Below are 21,234 nucleotides of genomic sequence, written 5' to 3' on the forward strand. Positions count from 1 at the left end.
GGGCCGCCCCACGTCTTTTTTAAGCAAAAAAAACGCCCCGAACCAGTCGGGGCGTTTAACGAGGATGCGGCCTCTATTTACAGCAGATTAGCGAACACCGTCCTGACGCAATGCAGCTGGGGTGAAGTCGCTGGTGGTGGCAGTGAAACCGAAGTCATAAGCCTGTTTCTCTTCGTTCTTCATGCCCAGTGCCAGATAGCGGCCGGACTGCAGGTCGTAGAGGGTTTCCACGGCGTACCACGGCACTTGCTTGTCGTAGTAGTTCTCGGCATGCGCCTCGGCCACACGCCACAGCTGACCACGACCGTCGTAGTGGTCGATGACCGCGGCCTGCCAAGTGTCTTCGTCGATGTAGAAGTCACGTTTGGCGTAGATGTGACGCTGACCTTCCTTCAGGGTCGCGACCACATGCCAGACCCGGCGCAGCTCGTAGCGAGTCAGGTCCTGGTTGATGTGGCCGGCCTTGATGATGTCGGTGTACTTGAGGGTCGGCGAGTCGAGCTTGTAGCTGTCGGAGGCGATGTAGAGTTCTTTCTTGCCTTCGAGCTTCCAGTCGTAGCGATCCGGCGCACCGTTGTACATGTCCAGGTTGTCGGAGGTACGCAGGCCGTCCGCCGCGGTACCCGGGCCGTCATAGGACACTTGCGGTGCACGGCGCACGCGACGCTGACCCGCGTTATAGACCCAAGCCGAACGCGGCTCCTTCACCTGGTCGAGGGTTTCGTGGACCAGCAGCACACCACCGGCCAGACGCGCCGGGGCGGTCACTTTCTGCTTGAAGTAGAACAGGATGTTGCCCGGGTTGGCGGGGTCGTAGTCCTTCATCTTGTCGCGGAATACGAACTGGTCCTGGAAGTACACCAGGCTGAACGAGCCGTTGGCCTGGGGCGTGGCCTGGGTGACCAGGCGAGTTACGCTGCCACCGCGATAGCGGGTGATGTGGTTCCAGATGACTTCCACGCCGCTTTTCGGAATCGGGAACGGTATGGCGGTCTTGAAGTTTTCCAGGCCGTTGCCACCGCTGACCAGGTTGGTCTTGGTGGCGTTTTCCTTGATGGCGGCGAACACATCAGCCGGCACGGTTGCGCCGCGATGGGACGGGTACACCGGCATCTTGAAGGTTTCCGGGTAACGCTTGAACATCGCGTACTGCCCGGGCGCCAGCTTGTCCTTGTACTGCTCGACGTTCTGCGCGGTGATGGTGAATTGCGGCTGTTCGCTGGCATAGGGGTTGGACAGGAAACCTTTGCTGTCCACGGTGCCGGCGTTGGTCGGCATCGGCTTCCAGGCCGGAATGGTGCCGGCAGCGTTGCCGGCCATCTCCGCGCCCATCGGCGTCAGGGTAGTACCCAGCTTGGCAGCTTCATCGGCCGAGACTGCGGCCATGACGCTGGTCGCCAGCAGAGACAGTCCAAGCACACCGACGTGCAACAGACTTTTGGTGATTTTCATAGTGTTGTTCTTCCTGAAAATGCAGTGTGCTTAGAAGTTCACGCCAACGCTCAACGCGAGGAAGTCCCGGTCATCCACGGTGCTGTAGTCGCCACCGAAGAAGTTGGTGTAAGCCAGGCTCGCGGTGTAGGTGTTCTGGTACTCAGCGTCCAGGCCCAGGCTGATGGCCTTGCGACCTTCTTCGAAGTTGCCGCCAGGACCTGGCGAGTAACCCTTGACGTCATGGGACCAGGCCACGTTCGGCTTGAGGTTCACACCGGCGAACACATCCGGGTATTCCCAGATGGCGCGGCCGCGGTAGCCCCAGGAGGTGGCGGTGGTGAAGCCGTCGTTGTTGCAGTTGGTGGTGAGATTGCTGGCATCAGCACCAGGACCTGCGCCGGCAATGGTGGTGGAGTTAAGAGCGCGACAGGTGTTTTGCCCGCCGGTGGCTGGCAAGGCGCCAGGACCAAACACTGGATCACGTCCATAACGGACATCCGACTTGCTCTCAAGACCACCGACGTGGGTAACCCCCAGCTCACCCACCAGAGTCAGACGACTGGCGCCCATAACCTGGTCGAAGAAGTGGGTGAAGGTGGTCTGGAACTGAGTGATTTCCTTGCGGCGGTAGCCATTGAGGTCCTGCCCGGCGACGCCACTGAGCAGGGAAGCATTGGAGAACGCCCCTCCCAAAGGCCGAACAGCGGAATAGAGGATATCGGTGGAGTTGAGTTGCACAGGCGCATTCGGCCGGTAGCTGATTTCACCACTCCAGGCAGTCCCTGTAGGCAGAGTGGTGGAGAAACTCAAGCCATACAGGCGAATGTCTTCCGGATACTCAACGAAGTACTTCGAGTTACCGGCGATCCATACCGGCGCCAATGTGCCGAAGCCGCCGGCGATGTTGTATGCCGACTGAGGCGCTGCCGTGGCACTGAAAATCGGCGCACGGCTGTGGTAATTCATGAAGTAGGCGCCGAACTCGGTGTCCAGCGGTTCGAAGTTGTAGTGGAACGCCGCACCGAACTGGCCGCTGTCACGGGCATCGCGGTCGCCACTGCGGCGTACCAGCGTGCCTTCTTCGTTGACGTCGACACCACGTGCCTGCATCGCGGCCAGGGCTGCGCGACCCGGCGCAGTGGCGGCGATGGTCGAACGCTTGGCCAGCAGTCGCAGGTTGTCGTCACAGCCATCGGAAATGTTGTCCGGCTGCGAGAAGAAAGTCCCGCAGTTGTCGGTAACAGTCTGGTCCCACTCCAGCTGGTAGAAGGCTTCGGCCGACAGGTTCTCGGTCAGGTTCTGAGAGATGTAGAACATGTTGACCGGAATCAGGCCTTCCTTGACCTCGGCACCGGGCCGGCGGAACGCCGACACATCGATCGGGTTGATCGAGTTGATGCCGCCACCGATGAAGGTACTTTCACCCCAGCTCACCACCTGCTTGCCGAAACGCACGGAGCCCGGCTCATCGGCAATGGAGTAGTTGTGATAGATGAAGGCGTCGAGAATCTGCCCACCGGAAGACTTGGCGCCCTCTTTACGGTTGTCATTGCTGACGTTCTTGAAGTCCAGGTCTTCGTCCTGGAGCTTGAAGTCATACCAGTACTTGCCACGGACAAACACACCGGTATCGCCGTACTTCAACTCCAGGTCATGGATACCCTTGAAAATCTTCGAGAAGGTCTGACCCTTGTTGAAGTTCAAGTGGCCATCATCGGTGGTCTGGGACAGGCCCTTGCCGCCGTTGTTGACCCCGATCAGGTCCTTATTACGCCCGGCGGTCGACCAACTGGCCCCCACCGACAGGGACGAATCGAAGCTGCCTTCGATTTCACCAATGTTGAAACTGACGCCGAATGCGGGTCCGGCGAGCGTAGAGGCGAGACCGACGGCCAGGGGCAGTTTTGCCCGGCGCCAGAACTGGTTTACTGATGTCATCGACGCTACTCCATGTGCATTATTGTTATGGCAGTGAGCACTTCTAAAAACGTCCCGAACAAACAGAAGCTCGGCTCCCTAGATCGTTCAAGGTGGCAGCGCGGTATCTCGCGTGCTTGCTCCGTTCTTAAAAATCCGTGGACGGACTATATCCAGCAGGTAGTACTGCTAGATCCCTCTAAAGTGTGATTTGCACCATCCAACCGCACTAGAACAGTCCTTTGCCATGCCAGCGGACACTGGCGGGGGCAAGGATGGCTGAAAATTCGGATTTCACAAGGCAAGCGCTTGCTTGGGGGCGTCTGGCGCGCCCTTTCGGGCGCGCAGAGGGGGCTTAGAGGGTCGAGAGAAAGGTGCTGTTGCTGGCCTGCCATTCGCTGATGTCGATGCGAATGCGCTTCTTGTCGAGCTTGCCAACACTGGTCTTGGGAATTTCAGTAACAAGGGCGATCTGGCTGGGGATGGCCCACTTGCTCAGGTGCCCCAATTCCACGAATGGCTTGAGATGCTCCTTGAGCTCCTTGGCCCCGATCACGTGGCCCTCACGGATCACCAGCAAGGCAAACGGGCGCTCGCCCCATTGCGGATCGGCGATACCCACCACTGCTACTTCACGTACCGCCACGTGCCGGCTGATCAGGTCTTCAAGGTCGAGGGAGGAAATCCATTCGCCCCCGGTCTTGATCACGTCCTTGATCCGGTCGCGAATGTCGATCACGCCCATGCTGTCCAGGGTCGCGACATCGCCGGTATGCAGCCAGCCGCCCTCCCAGAGCTCGGCGCCCTTCTGCGGCTCGTTGAAATAGCCTTCGGTCAGCCATGGCGCGCGCAGTACCAGTTCGCCCTGGGACTCGCCATCGGCCGGCAGGAAGTTGCCATCACCGTCGATAATCGCCGCTTCCACCAAGGGTCCCGGCACCCCGGCCTTGATGCGGTAGGTGGTGCGTTCGTCTTCGGTGCCTGCCATCAGCTCATCATTGAGGTGAGCGCAGGCCACCAACGGACCGGTTTCAGACATGCCGTAGGCGGCCGTCAGCTGGATGCCCTTGGCCTTGGCGGCTTCGTACAGGGCGCGGTTCAGCGAGCTGCCGCCAATCACGATTTTCCAGCCGTCGAAATCCGTGCCCTGGGCCGCCTTGGCATTGAGCAGCATCTGCAGGATGGTCGGCACGCAATGGGAGAACGTGACCTTTTCCTTGCGCCACAGCTCCACCAGGTACTCGGGGTCATAACGCCCGGGGTAGACCTGTTTGAGCCCAAGCATGGTGGCTACATACGGCAGGCCCCAGGCGTGCACGTGGAACATCGGGGTGATGGGCATGTACACATCATTGGTGCCCAGCAAGCGTACGCTGTCGATGCAGCCCATGGTGGTCGCGACCCCCATGGTGTGCAGCACCAGCTGACGGTGGGTGAAGTACACACCCTTGGGATTACCGGTGGTGCCCGTGGTGTAGAAGGTGGTGGCGACCGAGTTTTCGTCGAAGTCTTCGAACGGATACTGCGGGCTGGCGGCGGCCAGCAACTGTTCGTACTCGCCCAGCAGGTTCGGCAGCTCGGCGGTTTTCTCCGGGCCATCGGTCAGCAGCAGGGTTTTCTCCACTGTGGTCAGTTGCCCGGCAATGCCCTGGTACAGGCCGACGAACTCGCTGTTGACCAGTACCACGCGGTCCACGGCATGGTTCATGGTGTAGAGAATCTGTTCTGGCGAGAGGCGCACGTTGATGGTGTGGATCACCGCACCGATCATTGGAATGGCGAACATGCATTCCAGGTAGCGATGGCTGTCCCAATCCATCACCGCCACCGTATCGCCGGCCTTGACCCCGGCCTCCGTCAGCACATTGGCCAGGCGCGCGACCCTCTCGGTAAGGGTCGGGTAGGTGTAACGCAGTTGGTCGCGGTAGACGATCTCCCGGGTTTTCTCGTAGCGACTGCCGGACATCAGCAGCCGCTTGATCAGCAACGGGTATTGGTAAGCGCCTTCGGCTGGTGGAATCACGCGAGTCTGCAACATAAGAATCCCTTTTCTGACTGCCCGGTCGTAACTGAAGAATGCCCACTCTAGAGCGAGAGCGCAGCAACCAAATCAGCCAAAGGAATGATTTGCAGAGCCAAGCAAATACTAGCGTTACGCCAGTATTTGCTCGGTCAGAAGGGATATTTCGTGATCTGTTCTTTGAATCAGTGCATTTCGGTAAAGGCCAGCTTCACGCCGATGGCGATCAGCACCGCACCCATGGTCCGGTCAAACCAGTGGCCCATGCGCGCAAAACCGGCGCGCACCCGTTGCTGGCTGAACAGCATGGCCACCAGGCAGAACCAGAACGCCGTTGCCGCCGCCAGGTACACACCGTAACCGGCCTGGATCGCCAGGGGCGTGTGCGGGTTGATCACCACGGTGAATAAGGACAGGAAAAACAGCGTCGCCTTGGGGTTCAGGCCGTTGGTCACAAAGCCGGAAGTGAAGGCCCCGCGGGCCGTGCGCTCGCCAGCTTCATGGTGCAGGTTTTCCGTGGCCGGGGCGGCCGGTTTGGCGCGCAGCGCCTTGAAGCCGATGTACAGCAGGTAGGCCGCCGCCAGCCATTTCAATGCGTTGAACAGCACGATCGACTGCGACACGATCAGGCCGATCCCCAGCAGCGAATAACCCACATGCAGGAAAATCGCGGTGCCCACCCCCAGCGCCGTCCAGGTTCCGGCGCGACGGCCGTGGGTCACGCTCTCGCGGACCACTACGGCAAAGTCCGGGCCTGGACTGGCCACGGCAAGCAGGTGGATAAGGGCAACGGTCAAGAACTCTGTCAGGTACATGGGGCTCCCGTGTTTCTAATTATTTCATCTGTTAGGCTCGGCAGATTACGCCTTCAGACCCCTAGTGCAAAAGGTACAGTTGATGACTAACCAGCGCCGCGCCGTATTCCTTGACTCCACCTCCCTCGACCTCGGCGACCTTGATCTTGGCGAACTGCGCGACAGCTTCAGCGACCTGCAGCTGTGCGCCACCAGCGCCCCCGACCAGGTCATCGAACACCTGCAGGGCGCCGAGGTGGCCATCAGCAACAAGGTCCTGCTGGACGCCAAGACCCTCGCCGCCTGCCCTGACCTGAAACTGATCCTGATTGCCGCCACGGGCACCAATAACGTCGACCTCGCCGCGGCCCGGGCCCAGGGCATTACCGTCAGCAACTGCCAGGGTTACGGCACGCCATCGGTGGCCCAGCACACACTGATGCTGCTGCTCAACCTGGCCACCCGCCTGGGCGACTATCAAAAAGCCGTGGGCGAAGGACGCTGGCAACACGCCAAACAGTTCTGCCTGCTCGATTACCCGATTGTCGAACTCGAAGGCAAAACCCTGGGCCTGCTCGGGCATGGCGAACTCGGCAGCGCCGTGGCGCGCCTGGCCGAAGCCTTTGGCATGCGCGTGCTGCTTGGTCAGTTGCCTGGCCGCCCGCCCCGCGCCGATCGCCTGCCGCTGGATGAGCTGCTGCCGCAAATCGACGCCCTGACCCTGCACTGCCCGCTCAATGAGCACACCCGCCACTTTATCGGCGCCCGCGAGCTGGCCCTGCTCAAACCCAACGCCTTTGTGGTCAACACCGCACGCGGTGGCCTGATCGACGAGCAAGCCCTGGCCGATGCCCTGCGCCGCGGCCACCTGGGCGGTGCCGCCACCGACGTGCTGAGTGTCGAACCGCCCGTGGCCGGCAACCCGCTGCTGGCCGCCGACATTCCACGGCTGATCGTCACCCCGCATATCGCCTGGGGCAGCCGCGAGGCGCGCCAGCGCATCGTCGGCCAATTGACGGAAAATGCCCGGGGCTTTTTCAGCGGTACAGCGCTGCGGGTCGTCAGTTGATAAACTGCGCCACTTTTTTCAAGGAGCAGGTTATGGATCCGCGCAGTGAAGTACTGCTTCGCCAGGCTGAATTGTTTCAAGGTTCGCTGCTGCTGGCGGGCCTGCCCGCCGACGACTTGCTGGGTCGGCTGCCCAATGCCCATGGCTGGTGCTGGCATGCCGGTGACCAGGCGGCGCTCGACGCTCGTTTTACCGAGCGCAGCCATTTCGGGGTGGATGCGCCGCAGCGGGGGTTCGAAAGCGCCGTGCTGTTTCTGCCCAAATCCAAGGACCTGACCGACTACCTGCTCAATGCCCTGGCCTCGCGCCTGGCGGGGCGCGAACTGTACCTGGTGGGTGAAAAGCGCAGCGGTATCGAAGGCGCGGCCAAGCAACTCAACCCCTTCGGCAAACCACGCAAGCTCGACAGCGCGCGGCATTGCCAGCTGTGGCAAGTCACAGTCGCCAATGCCCCCGAGGCGGTAACCCTGGAAAGCCTGGCCCAGGAATACGAATTGCCCCTGGCCGAAGGCCCGCTCAAAGTCATCAGCCTGCCCGGCGTATTCAGCCACGGCCGGCTGGATCGCGGCAGCGCACTGTTGCTGGAGCATCTGGACAAACTGCCCAGCGGCCACCTGCTGGACTTCGGCTGTGGCGCCGGGGTCCTGGGGGCGGCGGTCAAGCGCCGCTACCCACATAACAGCGTGACGCTGCTCGACGTCGATGCCTTCGCCGCCGCCAGCAGTCGTTTGACCCTGGCTGCCAATGGCCTGGACGCAGAGGTCCTGACCGGCGACGGAATCGACGCCGCGCCCATGGGTTTGAACGCCATCCTGAGCAACCCGCCCTTCCATGTCGGGGTTCACACCGATTATCACGCCACCGAAAACTTGCTGAAAAAAGCAGCCAAACATCTGAAAAACGGCGGCGAACTTCGGCTGGTTGCCAATAGCTTCCTGCGTTACCAGCCGCTGATCGAAGAACATCTGGGGCCGTGTTCGATCAAGGCCGAAGGCCAGGGTTTTCGCATTTACCGGGCCAAGCGCGGGTAACCGGCTTTTGCAAAAGAAGGCTTGCCGAATGGATTTTGCCTAGGCAGAATCCGCTCCGTCCTAGGGGAGTAGTCTCCCACGAGCGCCACGCTCGTCCGGCATGCGTCAACATACTTGGTCAACAGACCATGGCGCATGCGACCCAAGAGTCCGCACAGACGGACCGCAGGGTTTGACAAGACCTATGACACGAACACCTTACCCGGGGCGGGGAGGCTGTACGTGTCATAGCCGTGTCGACCCGCCCCTTAGGAAAAACCTGATGCTGGATTCTCTACTCGTTCCTACCGCAGTCGTTGCCTTGGCCGAAATCGGCGACAAGACGCAGCTGCTCGCCCTGATTCTCGCCGCGCGCTTTCGCAAACCCTGGCCGATCATCGCCGGTATCGTCGCCGCGACCCTGGCCAACCATGCGGCCGCCGGTGCGGTGGGTGCCTGGTTCGGCAGCTTCTTCTCCGACGTCACCCTGCACTGGATCCTCGCCGCCAGCTTTGCCGCCACGGCCTTGTGGACCCTGGTTCCCGACAAAATGGACGAAGACGAAGCCAGCACCGCACGCAAGTTCGGGCCGTTCCTGACCACCCTGATTGCGTTCTTCCTCGCGGAAATCGGTGACAAGACTCAGATCGCCACGGTCATGCTCGCGGCGCAGTACCCTGAACTGTGGCTGGTCATCATCGGCACCACCCTGGGCATGCTGATCGCCAACGTACCGGTGGTACTGGCCGGCAACTTCGCGGCAGACAAACTGCCCCTGACCCTGATCCGTCGCCTGGCGGCATCGGCGTTCTTCGTCCTGGCCCTGGTTGCGGTGTACAAGGCCATGCAAAGCAGCGGGTGGGTGTAAGCAAAACGGAGGGAGGCGCCTGGAGCGCCTTCATCGTCGGCGAGCCGGCCGCTGCGCAATCATGCACAGGCCGGTGTTGCCGGGGTTGGCGTCACAGGACGTGACGCCAGGCCATCAGGACTTCTTGGCTTGCTGATACAACGGCATGACCTTGGGGATTGCCGCCTGCAACGAGCTGATCCGGCTAGTGGACGCCGGGTGAGTGCTGAGGAATTCCGGCGGCGCGCCTTCCGACGCCTTGCTCATCTTGTTCCACAGGCTGATCGCCGCGTTCGGGTTGTAGCCGGCACGGGCCGCCAACTCCAGGCCGATCAGGTCCGCTTCGTTTTCGTTGTCGCGGCTGTTGGGTAAGGTCATCAACAGGTTCACCCCGTTATCACTCAGGGCCACTGCGCCCTGTGGTGCACCCGCCAGCAAGGCGATCTGCTTCAACGCCCCCACACCGTAGGCCTTGGACATGGCTTCACGGCCGTGCTCGCGCAGGGCGTGGGCGATTTCATGGCCCATCACCGCGGCGATTTCATCGTCGGTCAGTTGCAGCTTGTCGATCAGGCCGGTGTAGAAAATGATCTTGCCGCCAGGACCGCAGTTGGCGTTGAGTTCATCACTCTTGATCAGGTTGACTTCCCACTTCCACGCCGCGCAATCCGGGCGGAAGGTCGGGGCCTGGGCGACCAGGCGGTCGGCAATCCTCTGCACGCGCTTGGCGGTGGCGCTGGTTTTGTCGAGCATGCCCTTGTTGCTCGCATCGCCCAGCGTCTGCTGGTAGTCCTGGGCATAGGACTGGTTGACCTCATCGCTCGACAGCATGCTGAACATGTACTGCTTGCGATCGACACCCACGGCGCCGCCGCTGGTGGTGTTCACGGCCTGACAACCACCGAGCAGCAGGCTGGTACCCAGTGCACATGCAAGCAATGACTTCTTCGACTTCATCATGAAAACGCTCCCTGAAAACATGGCGCGTATCGTAGGGGGTGACGGGTATCGACGCTAGATGCAAATGACATCTAAATGCGCTGTTCAAGATACATCCCGACGACCGTAAGAAATAATTCATCAAGCCCCCGCCCCAGGCCAGGCACTGACGTGTCGTATTCATGTGCGACTCGCGCCGATCGAAAACGGTCATTTGCGCAATCAACGCTAATGGCCATTGCAGAGCCTGCCGATACAGCACGGCAGACGCCATTCCTGCGACCGGAGCCCCTATGAAATTCAAGTCGATCCAGTTTTCCGTGGCCGCCCTGGCCGGCGCCATCGTCCTCAGCGTGGTTGCGGCCCTGGTGCTGTACGCACTGTTCGCCGGCGCCCGGACCCAGGACATGGTGCAAGCCCGCACCCAGGCCCAGTTCGAGCAGGTTATCGAGCAGCGCCTGAGCACACTGGCCCAGAACCAGGCCAGTCAGATCCAGCGTGAACTGGAAGCGCCATTGCTGATTGCCAGCGGCCTGGTGCGGGTCAACGCCATGATGGGCAACCCGGGCAGCCAGGGCGCGACCCAGTTGAGCCTGAGTCGCGAACAGTTGATTGGCCTGATCAAGGAAAACGTCGCGCAGAACCCGAAAATTCTCGGCGCCTACGTCGGCTGGGAAAAAAACGCCATCGACCAGAACGACGCGGCCTACGTCGGCTCCCAGGTGGTGGGGATCGACGCCGCCAACGGCCGCTTCCTGCCCTGGTGGTTCCGCAATGAAGACGGCAGCCTGGGCCTGGACAAACTGGCAGACGTCGACGACCAGAAACTGCTCTCCACCGGCGTCCGTGCCAGCGAGTACTACCTGTGCTCCAAGGAAAGCAAAAAGCCCTGCGTGATCGATCCGGCGCCCTATAAGGTCGGGGACAAGGTGGTGATGCTCGCCTCCTTCATTCAACCGATCCTGCTCAACGGCGCGTTCCAGGGCATCGTCGGCGCCGACCTCTCGGTGAACTTCATCCAGGACATGCTCCTGGCGGCGAACCACACGCTTTATAACGGCGCCGGGGAAATGGCCCTGATCGGCGGCAACGGGCGGCTGGTGGCCTATACCCGGGACTCGGGCAAATTCGGCGAGCCGGTCAGCAGCATCCTGCAAGGCGACAAGCTGGCCAGGCTGAACCACCTCAAGCGCGGGGAAGTGGCCTACAGCGTCGACCAGGCCGGCAACGAAATCGAAGTCTACCTGCCCTTTGGCATTGGCCAGACCGATGCCCAATGGACCCTGATGCTGCACCTGCCCCTGGACGCGGTAATGGCCGACCTGCAAAAACTGCAGAACGATCTGGCTGCGCAACGCCAGGCCGATACCTTCGGCATGGCGATGGTTGGCCTGCTGGTGGCCGGCATCGGCCTGCTGGTGATCTGGCTGGTTGGGCGCGAAATCGCCCGCCCGCTGAAGCAGATGGTGGCCATGCTTGACGATATCGCCCAGGGCGAAGGCGACCTGACTCGCCGCCTGAGCAGCGATCGGGTCGACGAACTGGGCTCGATCGCCAAGGGCTTCAATACCTTCCTGGCCAAGTTGCAGGCGATGATCACCCAGGTGGTGAGCTCGGTGCAGAGTGTCAGCGACTCCTCGGAGCACACCGCCGATATCGCCATCCGCACCAATCAGGGCGTGCATAAACAGATGGTCGAAATCGACCAGGTGGCCACTGCGGTGCACGAAATGACCGCCACCGCCCAAGACGTGGCGCGCAATGCGACCCAGGCCGCACAAGCCGCGACCCACGCCGACCAGGCCGCCAGCCAGGGCATGCAGATCGTGCGCGAGACCTCGACGTCGATCGGCGCCCTGGCCGTGGAAATCGGCAAGGCGGTCGGCGTGGTACAGACCCTGGCCAAGGACAGCGAAAACATCAACGCGATCCTGATCGCCATCCGCGGCATTGCCGAGCAGACCAACCTGTTGGCCCTCAACGCCGCCATCGAAGCGGCGCGCGCCGGCGAACAAGGGCGGGGGTTTGCGGTGGTGGCTGACGAAGTGCGCAACCTGGCCCAGAAAACCCAGCAGGCCACCGAAGAAATCCAGTCGATGATCCAGCAGTTGCAGCAAGGCACGCGCGACGTGGTGCGGGTCATGGAAGACAGCCAGACCAAGACCGACCAGAGCGTGCAACACGCGGCCAAGGCCGCCGAAGCCCTGGAGACCATCACTCAAGCGGTGTCGGTGATCAACGACATGAACACCCAGATCGCCAGCGCCGCCGAGGAGCAGAGCGCCGTGGCCGAGGACATCAACCGCAACGTGATCAATATCGGCCAGGTGGCCAATGAAGTGGCCGGTGGTGCCGACGAATCAAGCGCAGCCAGTGCGGGCCTGACCAAACTGGCCGAACAGCAGCGGCGCCTGATCAACCAGTTCAAGGTCTGACAAGCCCCTGCGCCAGCCTCCCCAACTGCGGCTTGCTCGCGCGGGGTCGCCGACGCTCCGGGGCGCCAGCCCCTTCAACCCGGCGTCAGGCACTCGGGGGCATTGAGTTTCGGGTCATTCACCAGATTGGCCAGCACCCGCTCGCGCAACGCCGCCGGGGGACTGGCGAGCAAGGCATGCAGGACCGGCAACGGTGTTTGCGGATCCAGCCAGGCGGCCTGGCCCTCGGCATCGAGAATCAGCGGTCGGCGCTGGTTGGACGCGGCCTGGGTCACCACCGCGGTGCTCAGCCAGACCTGCTCCTGCACCGGGTAGGCTTCCCAGATCGCTGCAAAAAACAGCGCTGAGCCCTCCCCCGGGGTCAGCCAATAGGGGCGCTTGCGCGTGCCACCCCGCCATTCATAGAACCCATTGGCCGGCAGCAGGCAGCGCCGCTGACGAAATGCCTCGCGAAACATCGGTTGCTCGGCCAGGGTTTCAGCCCGGGCGTGGGCCGGGGTGCGCGACAGGTCGGTCAACCAGGGCGGGGTCAGGCCCCAGCGAGCCCGCGCCAGGGTGCGCTGCTCAGCTTCGGCGCGCAGGATCAGCACCGAGTCGTTGGGCGAAATATTCCACTGCGCCTGCTGATCCGCCGGAAACCCGGGCAAGGCCGCAAACGCGGGGTTCCAGCGAAACAGGGCATAACGTCCACACATGGGGGCAATACAACTCTCGACAAATTGGCGGCCAGCCTAACAGACCAGCACGCCGGCAAAGTTTTCCGGCTCTTCAAAGGGCATCGGCAGGGCCGCATTGTACGCAGCGATCAGCTCCCGTGCGTATTGCGCCTGATCGTTTGGCACCGTCAGCCCAAGCAATCCGAACACCGGCAACTCGCCGGCGCCACCCAGCAGGTCGCGCCCCGCCAGGTGCGCCTCGACCCCTTCGCTGGCCAGCATGCTCTGCAGCAACTCGCCCTCCATCAGGTTTTCCGGTTCGTAGATACGCTGCATACGGCCACCCCATCATTCGTTTTCACTGTGAACGTCGAGCATCCATTCCTGACCGTCGGTTTGTAGCCTGAACACAATGGGCCGGCAGCACACCGGGCAGTCTTCGATATAGGTCTGATCGCCGCCGGATAAATCCAGCACGGCCTCGGCTTCTTCGCCGCAATAGGGACAGGAGTAGTGCTCGGTTTCCAGCATCGCGGTCTCCAGAGTGACTTGTGCGTATAATCGCCGGTCTATTCGCAGGGCTATTTTTGTTTGAGCTTACTTTTCAGACCGTGCCCGGCCGTTTTTCGATCCAAACCTTTTCTTACCCTAGCCGTTTCCAACAAGAGAGCATGATGGGCGAATTCGATGCCATCCGACCTTACGACGACAGCGAAGTCCCAGCGGTGCTGGCTCGACTGCTCGGCGACAAGGCGTTTCTAGATATCCTCACCCACTTCCGCTTCCCGCGCTTTGCCGGCGCCTTCGGCTGGCTGCTCAAACCTCTTATAGCTCATCGACTGCGGCGCGAGTTCGCCGGCGTGACGTCGGTAGCCACCCTGCAGGACAAGGTCGAGTACTACGTCGACCACACCATCGAGCGCGCGACCGACGGCGTGACCTATACCGGCGTCGAGCAATTCAAGTCCGGCAGCGCCTATCTGTTTATTGCCAACCACCGCGACATCGTGATGGACCCGGCCTTCGTCAACTACGCCGTGTATCACGCCGGCTTGCCGACCCCGCGCATCGCGATTGGCGACAACCTGCTGCAAAAGCCGTTTGTCAGTGACCTGATGCGCCTGAACAAGAGTTTTATCGTGCACCGCTCGATTACCGGGCGTCGGGAAAAAATGGCCGCCTACCAATTGCTGTCGGCCTACATCAATCACTCGATCCGCACTGATTGCGCTTCGATCTGGATCGCCCAGGCCGAAGGCCGCGCCAAGGACGGTGACGACCGCACCGAGTCGGCGATCCTCAAGATGTTCCACATGAGCCGCAAGGATGAGCCGTTCGGCGAAGTCATCCAGTCGCTGAACCTGACCCCGGTGTCGATCAGCTACGAATACGACCCCTGCGACCAGGCCAAGGCCCGCGAACTGTTCATCCGCGCCACCACGGGCACCTACACCAAGGTGCCGGGCGAGGACGATGTGAGCATTGCCAAGGGCATCACTGGCTACAAGGGCCGGGTCCACGTCAACTTCGCCGCGCCTATCAGCGAACTGTTCGAAGACACCAAGCAATTGGCGGTGGAGATGGACCGGCAGATTCTCGGCGGATATCGCCTGTTCCCGGTGCATTACCTGGCGTATGCCCAATGGAGCGATGCCGACCCGCAGTTGCAGGTCCCCGCAGCCAAGGATGTATTCCCCGCCCAGGAGCTGGCCAAGGCCGAAGAGGAGTGGCAACGGCGCCTGGAAGCCTGCCCCGTGGATCATCGGCCGTACCTGGTGCTGCAATACGCGACCCCGGTACGCAACCAGTACCGGGTCAAGGCCGGGCTGGCGCTGTAACCCAAGCTCGCAAAACCACAACGGCGCCCCAGGGCGCCGTTGTTGTGTCTGTCACCTTCAGTGAGCGCGAATCAAAACCGTGTGCTGATCCAGGACACCAGCAGCGCCAGGGCCAGGCAGGCAAAACCGAACCGGTAGAAGAAGCGGTTCATGCGCAAGGTGGCCACATCCAGCAACAGCATGGGCTGATCGATGCTGCGGCTGGCGCTCTGTGCTTCCAGGCTGGCCAATGCGCGCTGCTCCCGGCGACGAGTGGCGTGCAGCACCCAGCTACCCGGGCAGGCAAACAGCAGCGCGAGCAGGTTGAGCAGTTTGGCGGGGTGAGCGTTGAACAACGACCAGATCACATGCAGCGACATCGGGAACCTCGAGTGAACCCGGCCTCAGCGCCGGGCGATGGTCTAGCGGCGCGAATTCTACCCAAAGCGCCAGTATTCGCCTGCTATTTCCGACAAAAAACGAAATTTGCGCCGATTAATTTACCCGGTCATCTGTTCGTCATCTAAACAGGCCAGTCTGTTGCCCCTCGATACGCCACGGAGAACGTCATGCTGCACGCAGAAAACCAGGATCGTCTTTACCTGATCGCCCAGAGTGATGAGCAGCAGACGCTGGTCGGCAGCCTGGCGTTCAACGTACAGGACCGGCACTGGCTGGTGTATTGCGCCCTGGGTGGGCATCAGCACGCCGACCTGCCGGAAACCGACTTGCTGACCGGGGTCAGCGTGCTGGATTTCTACGTCGAGGCGGCCTGACCTCGGGCCTGGATAACCTCAGGCATAAATAAAGCCCGGCTTCATCACTGAAGACCGGGCTTTTTTGTGCCGCGCGGGCCTGAGCCAGCGCTTGGGCGCAGGTTACTCGCCGAGGATCTGACCCACGGTCGGGTCCTTGAACAGGCGGGTCAGGGCATCGCTCAATACGTCGCTGACCAGCTTGGTGTTGGTTTCCTGGTTCGGCGCCATGCCGAAACGCTGGTCCAGGGAAGCGCCATAGCGGCCGCTGTAGCGACGGTTGGCATTTTGCACATCAGAGCGGAAGGTCGCGCCGATGGTGGCCTCCGTGACATACAGGCCTTCCTTGGGCGACTGATACTTCAGTTCGGCCAGGGTTACGGTGAGTTGCGGCGCGTTATAGGCATTGCTGGTCGGGGTGAACCCCAGGAGACGCACGGCCGCTTCGGCCTGGGCCTGGAGCTTGGGCAGGATCTGCGCGCCCTGCACGGTGATCGCGCTGGTTTCCGGGTACAGACCGCCACGGGTGCCCAGGGTTGGCGACGGCCGGCCGTCGACCACACGCACCACCACCGGCTGGCCATGCCCTACGGGCGCCAGTTGAGTCGTGAGTTTCGGTTCCGGGCTGAGTTGTTGCGGGCTGTGGGCGCAGCCAGCCAGGGTCAAGCTGGTCACAGTGATCAAACCGAACAACAAACGTTGCAACATGCTCATCTCTCCAGAAATCAGGCACAAACAGGGGCGCAGTATAGCGGTGCTCGGCAACGGCTAACCAGCTTCAGAACAGGTTTAGTCAAGGCTCAGACAGGTCCGGTACATGTCGGTTCACGTAATATTTCCGACATGAGCATCACATCGAGCTGTAACGCTTGACCGGCATCCTTACTCGCAATTACCCAACAGGTATTTCGCCATGCACTTTCTCTGGTCCTTGTTCGCACCGCGCCAGAAACACCGCAGCTTTGCCCTGCTCGATCAACAGGGTCGCTGCCAGGCCTTCAAGCATTGCAGCCTGCCGCCGACCGGCGATGGCTGGGTGGAAATCGACGAAATCCGCCTCAATTGGCTGCATCAGCCCCTGCCTGCCAGCGCCCGCGTCAGCCCGCGCATTGCCCGGCCACGGGGGCAACAGGTACTGGCCACCTGACCAAAAGGCTAATAAAAGTCATTTAACAGGATCATTTCTGCGCGTTTCTTCGTTACAATCTCCCCCCGATTATAAGGACGTCTCCTGATCGGGCCTCGCAGCACCGCTAATGCGCTTGTATTAGCACCCCGCACCGCCCACAGAGAGCCGCCCACACAGATCGAGTGAAGCTGGCGCTTGCTGTTCCTCCTGCAAACCGCACTTTTCGCGAATCTGCCAGAGCTATCCTTGCTCGGACACTGAGTTGTATGCCCGTTGTGCCTGTCATGCATCCATGCTGGCACCAGCGTTCGGGCCCGGTGCCAGGCTGAGGTAGCCCTTTTTTGAGGTTCACGTCTTCAAAAGAGCGTGAAAAAAACGGGTTTTCACAACTTCACAAGAGTGTGGCGAGCAAATGAATAGTTTTGCGTCAGTACAAGCACCATTAGCGTCTACAACACCCCGACTACACAGGACCGAGCCTTCCTCATATAGCTGCGCTTGAAGCCTGTCCGCTACGGATTTGGTTGCACGAACGGACGTCTTGACCATAAGTCGAATTGCCTGGGATACCCGAAGATGCGTTCATACGCAGCTTGAGGCCCGAATGGCAGCGTCCGCAGAAGTTGCAAAAAATTGCGAAGATTCGGACATGGCGATCCTGGCCATGGGTACCTGGGGCAGAACTGAACGCCCCGTCACTCCTGGCAGCTATGCCGTCAATTTGGTGCTGCAGATTTTGGAGACGCGTTAATGGCGCATAACGAAGCAGTAGACGTCGTATTGGTTGGGGCCGGCATCATGAGTGCCACCCTCGCAGTACTGCTCAAAGAACTCGACCCCGCGATCAAGCTGGAAGTCGTCGAGTTGATGGATTCGGGGGCCGCGGAGAGTTCCAACCCGTGGAACAACGCCGGTACCGGTCACGCCGGCCTCTGTGAGCTGAACTACACGCCTCAGGCCGCCGATGGCTCTGTCGACATCAAGAAAGCCGTGCACATCAACACCCAGTTCGAGGTGTCGAAGCAGTTCTGGTCCTACCTGACCAAGAAAGGCACCTTCGGCTCGTCCAAGTCCTTTATCAGCCCGGTGCCGCACCTGAGCTTCGTGCAGGGCGACAAAGGCGTTTCCTTCCTCAAGAAGCGTTTTGAAGTGCTGAGCCAGCACCACGCCTTCGCGGACATGGAATACACCGAAGACAAGGCCAAGATGGCCGAGTGGATGCCGCTGATGATGCCCGGCCGCCCGGCGGACGAAACCATTGCCGCGACCCGCGTGCTGAACGGTACCGACGTCAACTTCGGAGCCCTCACCAATCAGTTGCTCAAGCACCTGACCAGCGCACCCGATGCCCAGGTCAAGTACTGCAAGCGTGTCACCGGCCTCAAGCGCAACGGCGCCGGCTGGACCGTCAGCATCAAGGACGTGAACAACGGCAACAGCCGTGAAGTCGATGCCAAATTCGTCTTCCTCGGCGCAGGTGGCGCGGCGCTGCCGTTGCTGCAGGCTTCGGGCATCGAGGAAAGCAAAGGCTTCGGCGGCTTCCCGGTCAGCGGCCAATGGCTGCGTTGCGACAACCCGGAAGTGGTCAAGCAGCACCAGGCCAAGGTCTACAGCCAGGCGGCCGTGGGTTCGCCACCGATGTCCGTGCCGCACCTGGACACCCGGGTGGTCGATGGCAAGAAGTCCCTGCTGTTCGGGCCTTATGCCGGTTTCACCACCAAGTTTCTCAAGCACGGTTCGTTCCTCGACCTGCCGCTGTCGGTTCGCGCCGGCAACATCGGCCCGATGCTGGCCGTGGCCCGCGACAACATGGACCTGACCAAGTACCTGGTCAGCGAAGTCATGCAGTCGATGGAGCAGCGCCTGGAATCCCTGCGCCGCTTCTACCCCGAGGCCAAGGCCGAAGACTGGCGCCTGGAAGTGGCCGGCCAACGGGTGCAGATCATCAAGAAAGACCCGAAGAAAGGCGGCGTCCTGCAGTTCGGCACCGAACTGGTCGCGGCCAAGGACGGCTCTCTGGCCGCTCTGCTGGGGGCTTCCCCGGGCGCTTCGGTAACGGTCTCGATCATGCTTGACCTGATTGAGCGTTGCTTCCCGAGCAAGGCCAGCGGCGAGTGGGCCGAAAAGCTCAAGGAAATCTTCCCGGCGCGGGAAAAGACCCTGGAAACCGACGCGGCGCTGTATCGCAAGATCAACAGCGAAAACAACGTCAGCCTCGAACTGGTCGAGCAAAGCAACCAGGCCGAAAGCTACGCTTGATGCCTGCTGCATAAAAAACGCCCCGTTCTCGTTGAGAGCGGGGCGTTTTTTTTGGCCTTGGATCAGGGGCGGTAGAGGCCGATGCCCCTACCCTCTCCTTCAGCCGCGAGCTTTTTCGATCAGCTCGATGTAATCGGCGCCATTGCGCTGGTCGGCGATCAGGCTCACGAAGTCCTGGCCGTGCTCATCCTTGCCGTCCAGGTCGTAACCGGCTTCGAGGAAGAACGTCAGGAAACGCTCGAAGTCATCGATGCGCAGGCCACGGTAGGCCTTGATCAGCTTGTGCAGGGAGGGTGAAGTGGCGTCGACCGGCTCGAAATCGAGGAACAGTTTGATCTGCTCATCGCCGATCTCGTCACCAATCAATTGCTTCTTATCTTTACGCATTGCCGACTCCAGCTCGCAGACATTTCACGGGGCGGGCAGTTTACCCCCAGGCGGCGTCGGGTCTCAACGCGGGCGTGTGGCTCCGGTGTGCAAGTCGGCCCAGATATGGCCGTTGGCATAGCTCAGGAATTGGCAATACACCGTGTCGTTGCGCAACAGATCCATCACCACCCGGTATTGGGCCAGGGGGTAATACAAGGTCAGGGTCTTGCTCTTGGGGTCGTAGATGGGCTTTTTCAGGCTTTTGCTTTCGCCATCGAAATTCACCAGCACCTGGCCGATGGTCGCGCCCTTGTTCAGCGGCTTGCCCTTGAGGCGCACCAGCAACGGCGAAGTCACGGGGATCGGCTGCTGATTGGATTGGCGCTGGCTGCCGACCACCACCGAATATTCGGTGACCTGCAACAGCTGCTGTTGCTCGGGGACGGAGTCGCGCAGGGTCAGGTCATCGGGGGGTAGAAACTGCGCGTGCATCGGCGCCGGGGCTGCTGCCAGCGGCAGGCTCAAGGTCAGAAGAAGGGCCGCGCTACTGCGAATCAACAGGCTCATGACAGGCTCCAGGCAAGGGCCGACCACTCTAGCACGCCTTTTCCCTCCCACGCTGTAGCCGCTGCCGTAGGCTGCGCTGGCCAGAACTGACGCCGCAAATCTTCAGGGAAATAGGGGCGTCTGCCAGGCCCAGCGCAGCCTCGCCAAGCTCGGCAGCGGCTACAGAGTGGGCGGGGTCAATCGAACTGAGCGCGCATCCAGGCGTGGTATTGGGCCACTGCGGGCTCGCCTTCGCGGGGTGCCCAACTGGCCATCTCGCCCTCACCCACTGGACGGTAGGGGCCGGATTTACACTCGAACATCAGGCTGTCAGGCTCCAGCACCACCAGGCCATGGAACACCCCGGCAGGCAGGTCGACACCGACACACTCACCACCGGCCTGCAGCACGCGCTTGGCCAGGACCTGGCCCGCCTCGTCGAACACCAGCAGTCCCAGGCGCCCCTTGAGCACCAGCAGGGTTTCTGCCTTGTCGGCGCTCAAATGACGATGGGGCGCAATGTAAGTCGCCGGTTGCAGGCCGACCGCCATGCGGTGACACGGCTCTTGCATCTGATGGAAGTTATGGTGCTGCCGGCCCCGGGGGCTGGCCGCGGCCTTCTCGGCCAATTCGGCGAACAGCGCTTGGTCGAGAAAGCTCGGCTGGTTCATGGCTTACATGCCCTTGACGGCGAAGATGCCCGCGGCGTTGCGCCAGTAGCCCTTGTAATCCATGCCGTAACCGAAGATGTAACGGTCGATGCAGGGCAAGCCGACGTAATCGGCCTTGAGGTCCGGGCGTGCCTTGCGGTCGTGATCCTTGTCGATCAGCACCGCAGTGTGCACAGCGCGGGCGCCGGCATGCTTGCAGAAGTCGATGATGGCGCCCAGGGTGTGACCTTCGTCGAGGATGTCGTCGATGATCAGCACGTCACGGTCGATAAAGGACACTTCCGGCTTGGATTTCCAGAACAGCTCGCCACCGCTGGTTTCATTGCGATAGCGGGTGGCGTGCAGGTAGGAAGCTTCCAGCGGGAACTTCAGGTGAGTCAGCAGCTTGCCGGAGAAGATCAGGCCGCCGTTCATCACGCAGAACACCACAGGATTGCGCTCAGCCAACTCTTCATTGATGCGTGCACCGACCCGGGCGATGGCCGCCTCGACTTCAGCTTCGGTGTACAGGCAGTCGGCCTCTCGCATGATTTGACGGATATGCTCGAGATCAGCGGACATGGCGCT

General features: G+C 61.3%; 22 protein-coding genes, 1 pseudogene and 1 riboswitch. Of the genes and pseudogenes, 9 read left to right on the forward strand and 14 right to left on the reverse strand.

Going from position 1 to position 21,234, the window contains the following annotated elements; translation table 11 throughout:
* Window positions 1-87 precede the first annotated feature (87 nt).
* From CF161_RS15745 to CF161_RS15760, 4 genes are all read right to left on the reverse strand, one after another.
* Window positions 88-1,452 (reverse strand): DUF1329 domain-containing protein, encoded by a 1,365-nt coding sequence (locus CF161_RS15745; protein ID WP_020297596.1) that lies wholly within the window; start codon window positions 1,450-1,452, stop codon window positions 88-90.
* Between the two features lie 30 nt (window positions 1,453-1,482).
* Window positions 1,483-3,372, reverse strand: a complete 1,890-nt coding sequence (locus CF161_RS15750) for a DUF1302 domain-containing protein (protein WP_020297597.1) — start codon at window positions 3,370-3,372, stop codon at window positions 1,483-1,485.
* A 334-nt stretch (window positions 3,373-3,706) separates the two neighbouring features.
* Window positions 3,707-5,389, reverse strand: coding sequence for a fatty acid--CoA ligase (locus tag CF161_RS15755; protein WP_020297598.1), 1,683 nt, complete (start codon window positions 5,387-5,389; stop codon window positions 3,707-3,709).
* 167 nt (window positions 5,390-5,556) lie between these two features.
* On the reverse strand, window positions 5,557-6,186 hold the full coding sequence (locus CF161_RS15760) for a LysE family translocator (protein WP_020297599.1): 630 nt from the start codon (window positions 6,184-6,186) through the stop codon (window positions 5,557-5,559).
* An 82-nt stretch (window positions 6,187-6,268) separates the two neighbouring features.
* Here CF161_RS15760 and CF161_RS15765 point away from each other — a divergent pair, with 82 nt between their 5' ends.
* The 3 genes from CF161_RS15765 (at window position 6,269) to CF161_RS15775 (ending at window position 9,112) form a co-directional block, all read left to right on the forward strand.
* Window positions 6,269-7,234, forward strand: a complete 966-nt coding sequence (locus tag CF161_RS15765) for a 2-hydroxyacid dehydrogenase (protein ID WP_020297600.1) — start codon at window positions 6,269-6,271, stop codon at window positions 7,232-7,234.
* 32 nt (window positions 7,235-7,266) lie between these two features.
* Window positions 7,267-8,265 (forward strand): class I SAM-dependent methyltransferase, encoded by a 999-nt coding sequence (locus CF161_RS15770; RefSeq protein ID WP_020297601.1) that lies wholly within the window; start codon window positions 7,267-7,269, stop codon window positions 8,263-8,265.
* Between the two features lie 51 nt (window positions 8,266-8,316).
* Window positions 8,317-8,438: riboswitch (yybP-ykoY riboswitch) on the forward strand.
* An 89-nt stretch (window positions 8,439-8,527) separates the two neighbouring features.
* Window positions 8,528-9,112 carry a TMEM165/GDT1 family protein gene (locus CF161_RS15775; RefSeq protein ID WP_020297602.1) on the forward strand — a complete coding sequence of 195 codons (585 nt, stop codon included), beginning with the start codon at window positions 8,528-8,530 and terminating at the stop codon, window positions 9,110-9,112.
* 114 nt (window positions 9,113-9,226) lie between these two features.
* Here the strand turns inward: CF161_RS15775 and CF161_RS15780 are convergent, their stop codons facing one another.
* Complete coding sequence (locus CF161_RS15780; protein WP_020297603.1) at window positions 9,227-10,051, reverse strand: M48 family metallopeptidase; 825 nt, start codon at window positions 10,049-10,051, stop codon at window positions 9,227-9,229.
* A 1,361-nt stretch (window positions 10,052-11,412) separates the two neighbouring features.
* Between CF161_RS15780 and CF161_RS33660 the strand changes: the two are divergent.
* A pseudogene (locus CF161_RS33660) lies at window positions 11,413-11,610 on the forward strand (HAMP domain-containing protein); the annotation flags it as partial.
* A gap of 111 nt (window positions 11,611-11,721) precedes the next feature.
* Window positions 11,722-12,465 (forward strand): methyl-accepting chemotaxis protein, encoded by a 744-nt coding sequence (locus CF161_RS33665; protein WP_371106531.1) that lies wholly within the window; start codon window positions 11,722-11,724, stop codon window positions 12,463-12,465.
* A gap of 74 nt (window positions 12,466-12,539) precedes the next feature.
* On the opposite strand, the gene CF161_RS15790 is transcribed toward CF161_RS33665, so the two are convergent.
* Genes CF161_RS15790 through CF161_RS15800 form a run of 3 tightly spaced genes read right to left on the reverse strand, consistent with a single transcriptional unit; the run spans window position 12,540 to window position 13,652 of the window.
* Window positions 12,540-13,160, reverse strand: a complete 621-nt coding sequence (locus CF161_RS15790; protein WP_020297605.1) for an SOS response-associated peptidase — start codon at window positions 13,158-13,160, stop codon at window positions 12,540-12,542.
* A gap of 36 nt (window positions 13,161-13,196) precedes the next feature.
* Entirely contained in the window at window positions 13,197-13,457 is a 261-nt protein-coding gene (locus tag CF161_RS15795) for a putative signal transducing protein (protein WP_020297606.1), read from the reverse strand.
* A gap of 12 nt (window positions 13,458-13,469) precedes the next feature.
* The gene (locus tag CF161_RS15800; RefSeq protein WP_020297607.1) at window positions 13,470-13,652 is read right to left on the reverse strand and encodes a CPXCG motif-containing cysteine-rich protein; all 183 of its coding nucleotides are present in this window, start codon (window positions 13,650-13,652) and stop codon (window positions 13,470-13,472) included.
* 140 nt (window positions 13,653-13,792) lie between these two features.
* Here CF161_RS15800 and CF161_RS15805 point away from each other — a divergent pair, with 140 nt between their 5' ends.
* Complete coding sequence (locus CF161_RS15805; RefSeq protein ID WP_043229585.1) at window positions 13,793-14,959, forward strand: 1-acyl-sn-glycerol-3-phosphate acyltransferase; 1,167 nt, start codon at window positions 13,793-13,795, stop codon at window positions 14,957-14,959.
* 71 nt (window positions 14,960-15,030) lie between these two features.
* Here CF161_RS15805 and CF161_RS15810 read toward each other — a convergent pair whose 3' ends face one another.
* Window positions 15,031-15,318: a hypothetical protein gene (locus tag CF161_RS15810; protein WP_020297609.1), complete on the reverse strand. Its 288-nt coding sequence runs from the start codon at window positions 15,316-15,318 to the stop codon at window positions 15,031-15,033.
* A 189-nt stretch (window positions 15,319-15,507) separates the two neighbouring features.
* On the opposite strand from CF161_RS15810, the gene CF161_RS15815 reads away from it, so the two are divergent.
* Window positions 15,508-15,714 (forward strand): hypothetical protein, encoded by a 207-nt coding sequence (locus CF161_RS15815; protein ID WP_020297610.1) that lies wholly within the window; start codon window positions 15,508-15,510, stop codon window positions 15,712-15,714.
* Window positions 15,715-15,816: 102 nt separating this feature from the next.
* Here CF161_RS15815 and CF161_RS15820 read toward each other — a convergent pair whose 3' ends face one another.
* On the reverse strand, window positions 15,817-16,401 hold the full coding sequence (locus CF161_RS15820) for a YajG family lipoprotein (protein ID WP_020297611.1): 585 nt from the start codon (window positions 16,399-16,401) through the stop codon (window positions 15,817-15,819).
* A gap of 205 nt (window positions 16,402-16,606) precedes the next feature.
* Between CF161_RS15820 and CF161_RS15825 the strand changes: the two genes are divergently transcribed.
* Both CF161_RS15825 and mqo read left to right on the forward strand, forming a co-directional pair.
* Window positions 16,607-16,840: a hypothetical protein gene (locus tag CF161_RS15825; RefSeq protein WP_020297612.1), complete on the forward strand. Its 234-nt coding sequence runs from the start codon at window positions 16,607-16,609 to the stop codon at window positions 16,838-16,840.
* 732 nt (window positions 16,841-17,572) lie between these two features.
* Window positions 17,573-19,081, forward strand: a complete 1,509-nt coding sequence (mqo, locus tag CF161_RS15830; RefSeq protein WP_020297614.1) for a malate dehydrogenase (quinone) — start codon at window positions 17,573-17,575, stop codon at window positions 19,079-19,081.
* 99 nt (window positions 19,082-19,180) lie between these two features.
* Here mqo and CF161_RS15835 read toward each other — a convergent pair whose 3' ends face one another.
* The 4 genes from CF161_RS15835 to CF161_RS15850 form a co-directional block, all read right to left on the reverse strand.
* Window positions 19,181-19,468, reverse strand: coding sequence for a PA4642 family protein (locus CF161_RS15835; protein WP_020297615.1), 288 nt, complete (start codon window positions 19,466-19,468; stop codon window positions 19,181-19,183).
* A 63-nt stretch (window positions 19,469-19,531) separates the two neighbouring features.
* Window positions 19,532-20,017, reverse strand: coding sequence for a hypothetical protein (locus tag CF161_RS15840; protein WP_020297616.1), 486 nt, complete (start codon window positions 20,015-20,017; stop codon window positions 19,532-19,534).
* Between the two features lie 176 nt (window positions 20,018-20,193).
* On the reverse strand, window positions 20,194-20,667 hold the full coding sequence (locus CF161_RS15845) for a WbuC family cupin fold metalloprotein (protein WP_020297617.1): 474 nt from the start codon (window positions 20,665-20,667) through the stop codon (window positions 20,194-20,196).
* 3 nt (window positions 20,668-20,670) lie between these two features.
* Window positions 20,671-21,228: a hypoxanthine-guanine phosphoribosyltransferase gene (locus tag CF161_RS15850; RefSeq protein ID WP_020297618.1), complete on the reverse strand. Its 558-nt coding sequence runs from the start codon at window positions 21,226-21,228 to the stop codon at window positions 20,671-20,673.
* Window positions 21,229-21,234 lie beyond the last annotated feature (6 nt).

The organism is Pseudomonas sp. CF161 (genome assembly GCF_000416215.1).
Lineage (GTDB): Bacteria > Pseudomonadota > Gammaproteobacteria > Pseudomonadales > Pseudomonadaceae > Aquipseudomonas.

Coding starts and splice junctions, on each gene's coding strand:
- CF161_RS15745 (WP_020297596.1), bottom strand. CDS start 1,452: ATGAAAATCACCAAAAGTCTGTTGCACGTCGGTGTGCTTGGACTGTCT.
- CF161_RS15790 (WP_020297605.1), bottom strand. CDS start 13,160: ATGTGTGGACGTTATGCCCTGTTTCGCTGGAACCCCGCGTTTGCGGCC.
- CF161_RS15800 (WP_020297607.1), bottom strand. CDS start 13,652: ATGCTGGAAACCGAGCACTACTCCTGTCCCTATTGCGGCGAAGAAGCC.
- CF161_RS15820 (WP_020297611.1), bottom strand. CDS start 16,401: ATGTTGCAACGTTTGTTGTTCGGTTTGATCACTGTGACCAGCTTGACC.
- CF161_RS15810 (WP_020297609.1), bottom strand. CDS start 15,318: ATGTCGCTGCATGTGATCTGGTCGTTGTTCAACGCTCACCCCGCCAAA.
- CF161_RS15840 (WP_020297616.1), bottom strand. CDS start 20,017: ATGAGCCTGTTGATTCGCAGTAGCGCGGCCCTTCTTCTGACCTTGAGC.
- CF161_RS15750 (WP_020297597.1), bottom strand. CDS start 3,372: ATGACATCAGTAAACCAGTTCTGGCGCCGGGCAAAACTGCCCCTGGCC.
- mqo (WP_020297614.1), top strand. CDS start 17,573: ATGGCGCATAACGAAGCAGTAGACGTCGTATTGGTTGGGGCCGGCATC.
- CF161_RS15845 (WP_020297617.1), bottom strand. CDS start 20,667: ATGAACCAGCCGAGCTTTCTCGACCAAGCGCTGTTCGCCGAATTGGCC.
- CF161_RS15760 (WP_020297599.1), bottom strand. CDS start 6,186: ATGTACCTGACAGAGTTCTTGACCGTTGCCCTTATCCACCTGCTTGCC.
- CF161_RS15815 (WP_020297610.1), top strand. CDS start 15,508: ATGCTGCACGCAGAAAACCAGGATCGTCTTTACCTGATCGCCCAGAGT.
- CF161_RS15765 (WP_020297600.1), top strand. CDS start 6,269: ATGACTAACCAGCGCCGCGCCGTATTCCTTGACTCCACCTCCCTCGAC.
- CF161_RS15825 (WP_020297612.1), top strand. CDS start 16,607: ATGCACTTTCTCTGGTCCTTGTTCGCACCGCGCCAGAAACACCGCAGC.
- CF161_RS15775 (WP_020297602.1), top strand. CDS start 8,528: ATGCTGGATTCTCTACTCGTTCCTACCGCAGTCGTTGCCTTGGCCGAA.
- CF161_RS15805 (WP_043229585.1), top strand. CDS start 13,793: ATGATGGGCGAATTCGATGCCATCCGACCTTACGACGACAGCGAAGTC.
- CF161_RS33665 (WP_371106531.1), top strand. CDS start 11,722: ATGGTCGAAATCGACCAGGTGGCCACTGCGGTGCACGAAATGACCGCC.
- CF161_RS15755 (WP_020297598.1), bottom strand. CDS start 5,389: ATGTTGCAGACTCGCGTGATTCCACCAGCCGAAGGCGCTTACCAATAC.
- CF161_RS15795 (WP_020297606.1), bottom strand. CDS start 13,457: ATGCAGCGTATCTACGAACCGGAAAACCTGATGGAGGGCGAGTTGCTG.
- CF161_RS15780 (WP_020297603.1), bottom strand. CDS start 10,051: ATGATGAAGTCGAAGAAGTCATTGCTTGCATGTGCACTGGGTACCAGC.
- CF161_RS15850 (WP_020297618.1), bottom strand. CDS start 21,228: ATGTCCGCTGATCTCGAGCATATCCGTCAAATCATGCGAGAGGCCGAC.
- CF161_RS15770 (WP_020297601.1), top strand. CDS start 7,267: ATGGATCCGCGCAGTGAAGTACTGCTTCGCCAGGCTGAATTGTTTCAA.
- CF161_RS15835 (WP_020297615.1), bottom strand. CDS start 19,468: ATGCGTAAAGATAAGAAGCAATTGATTGGTGACGAGATCGGCGATGAG.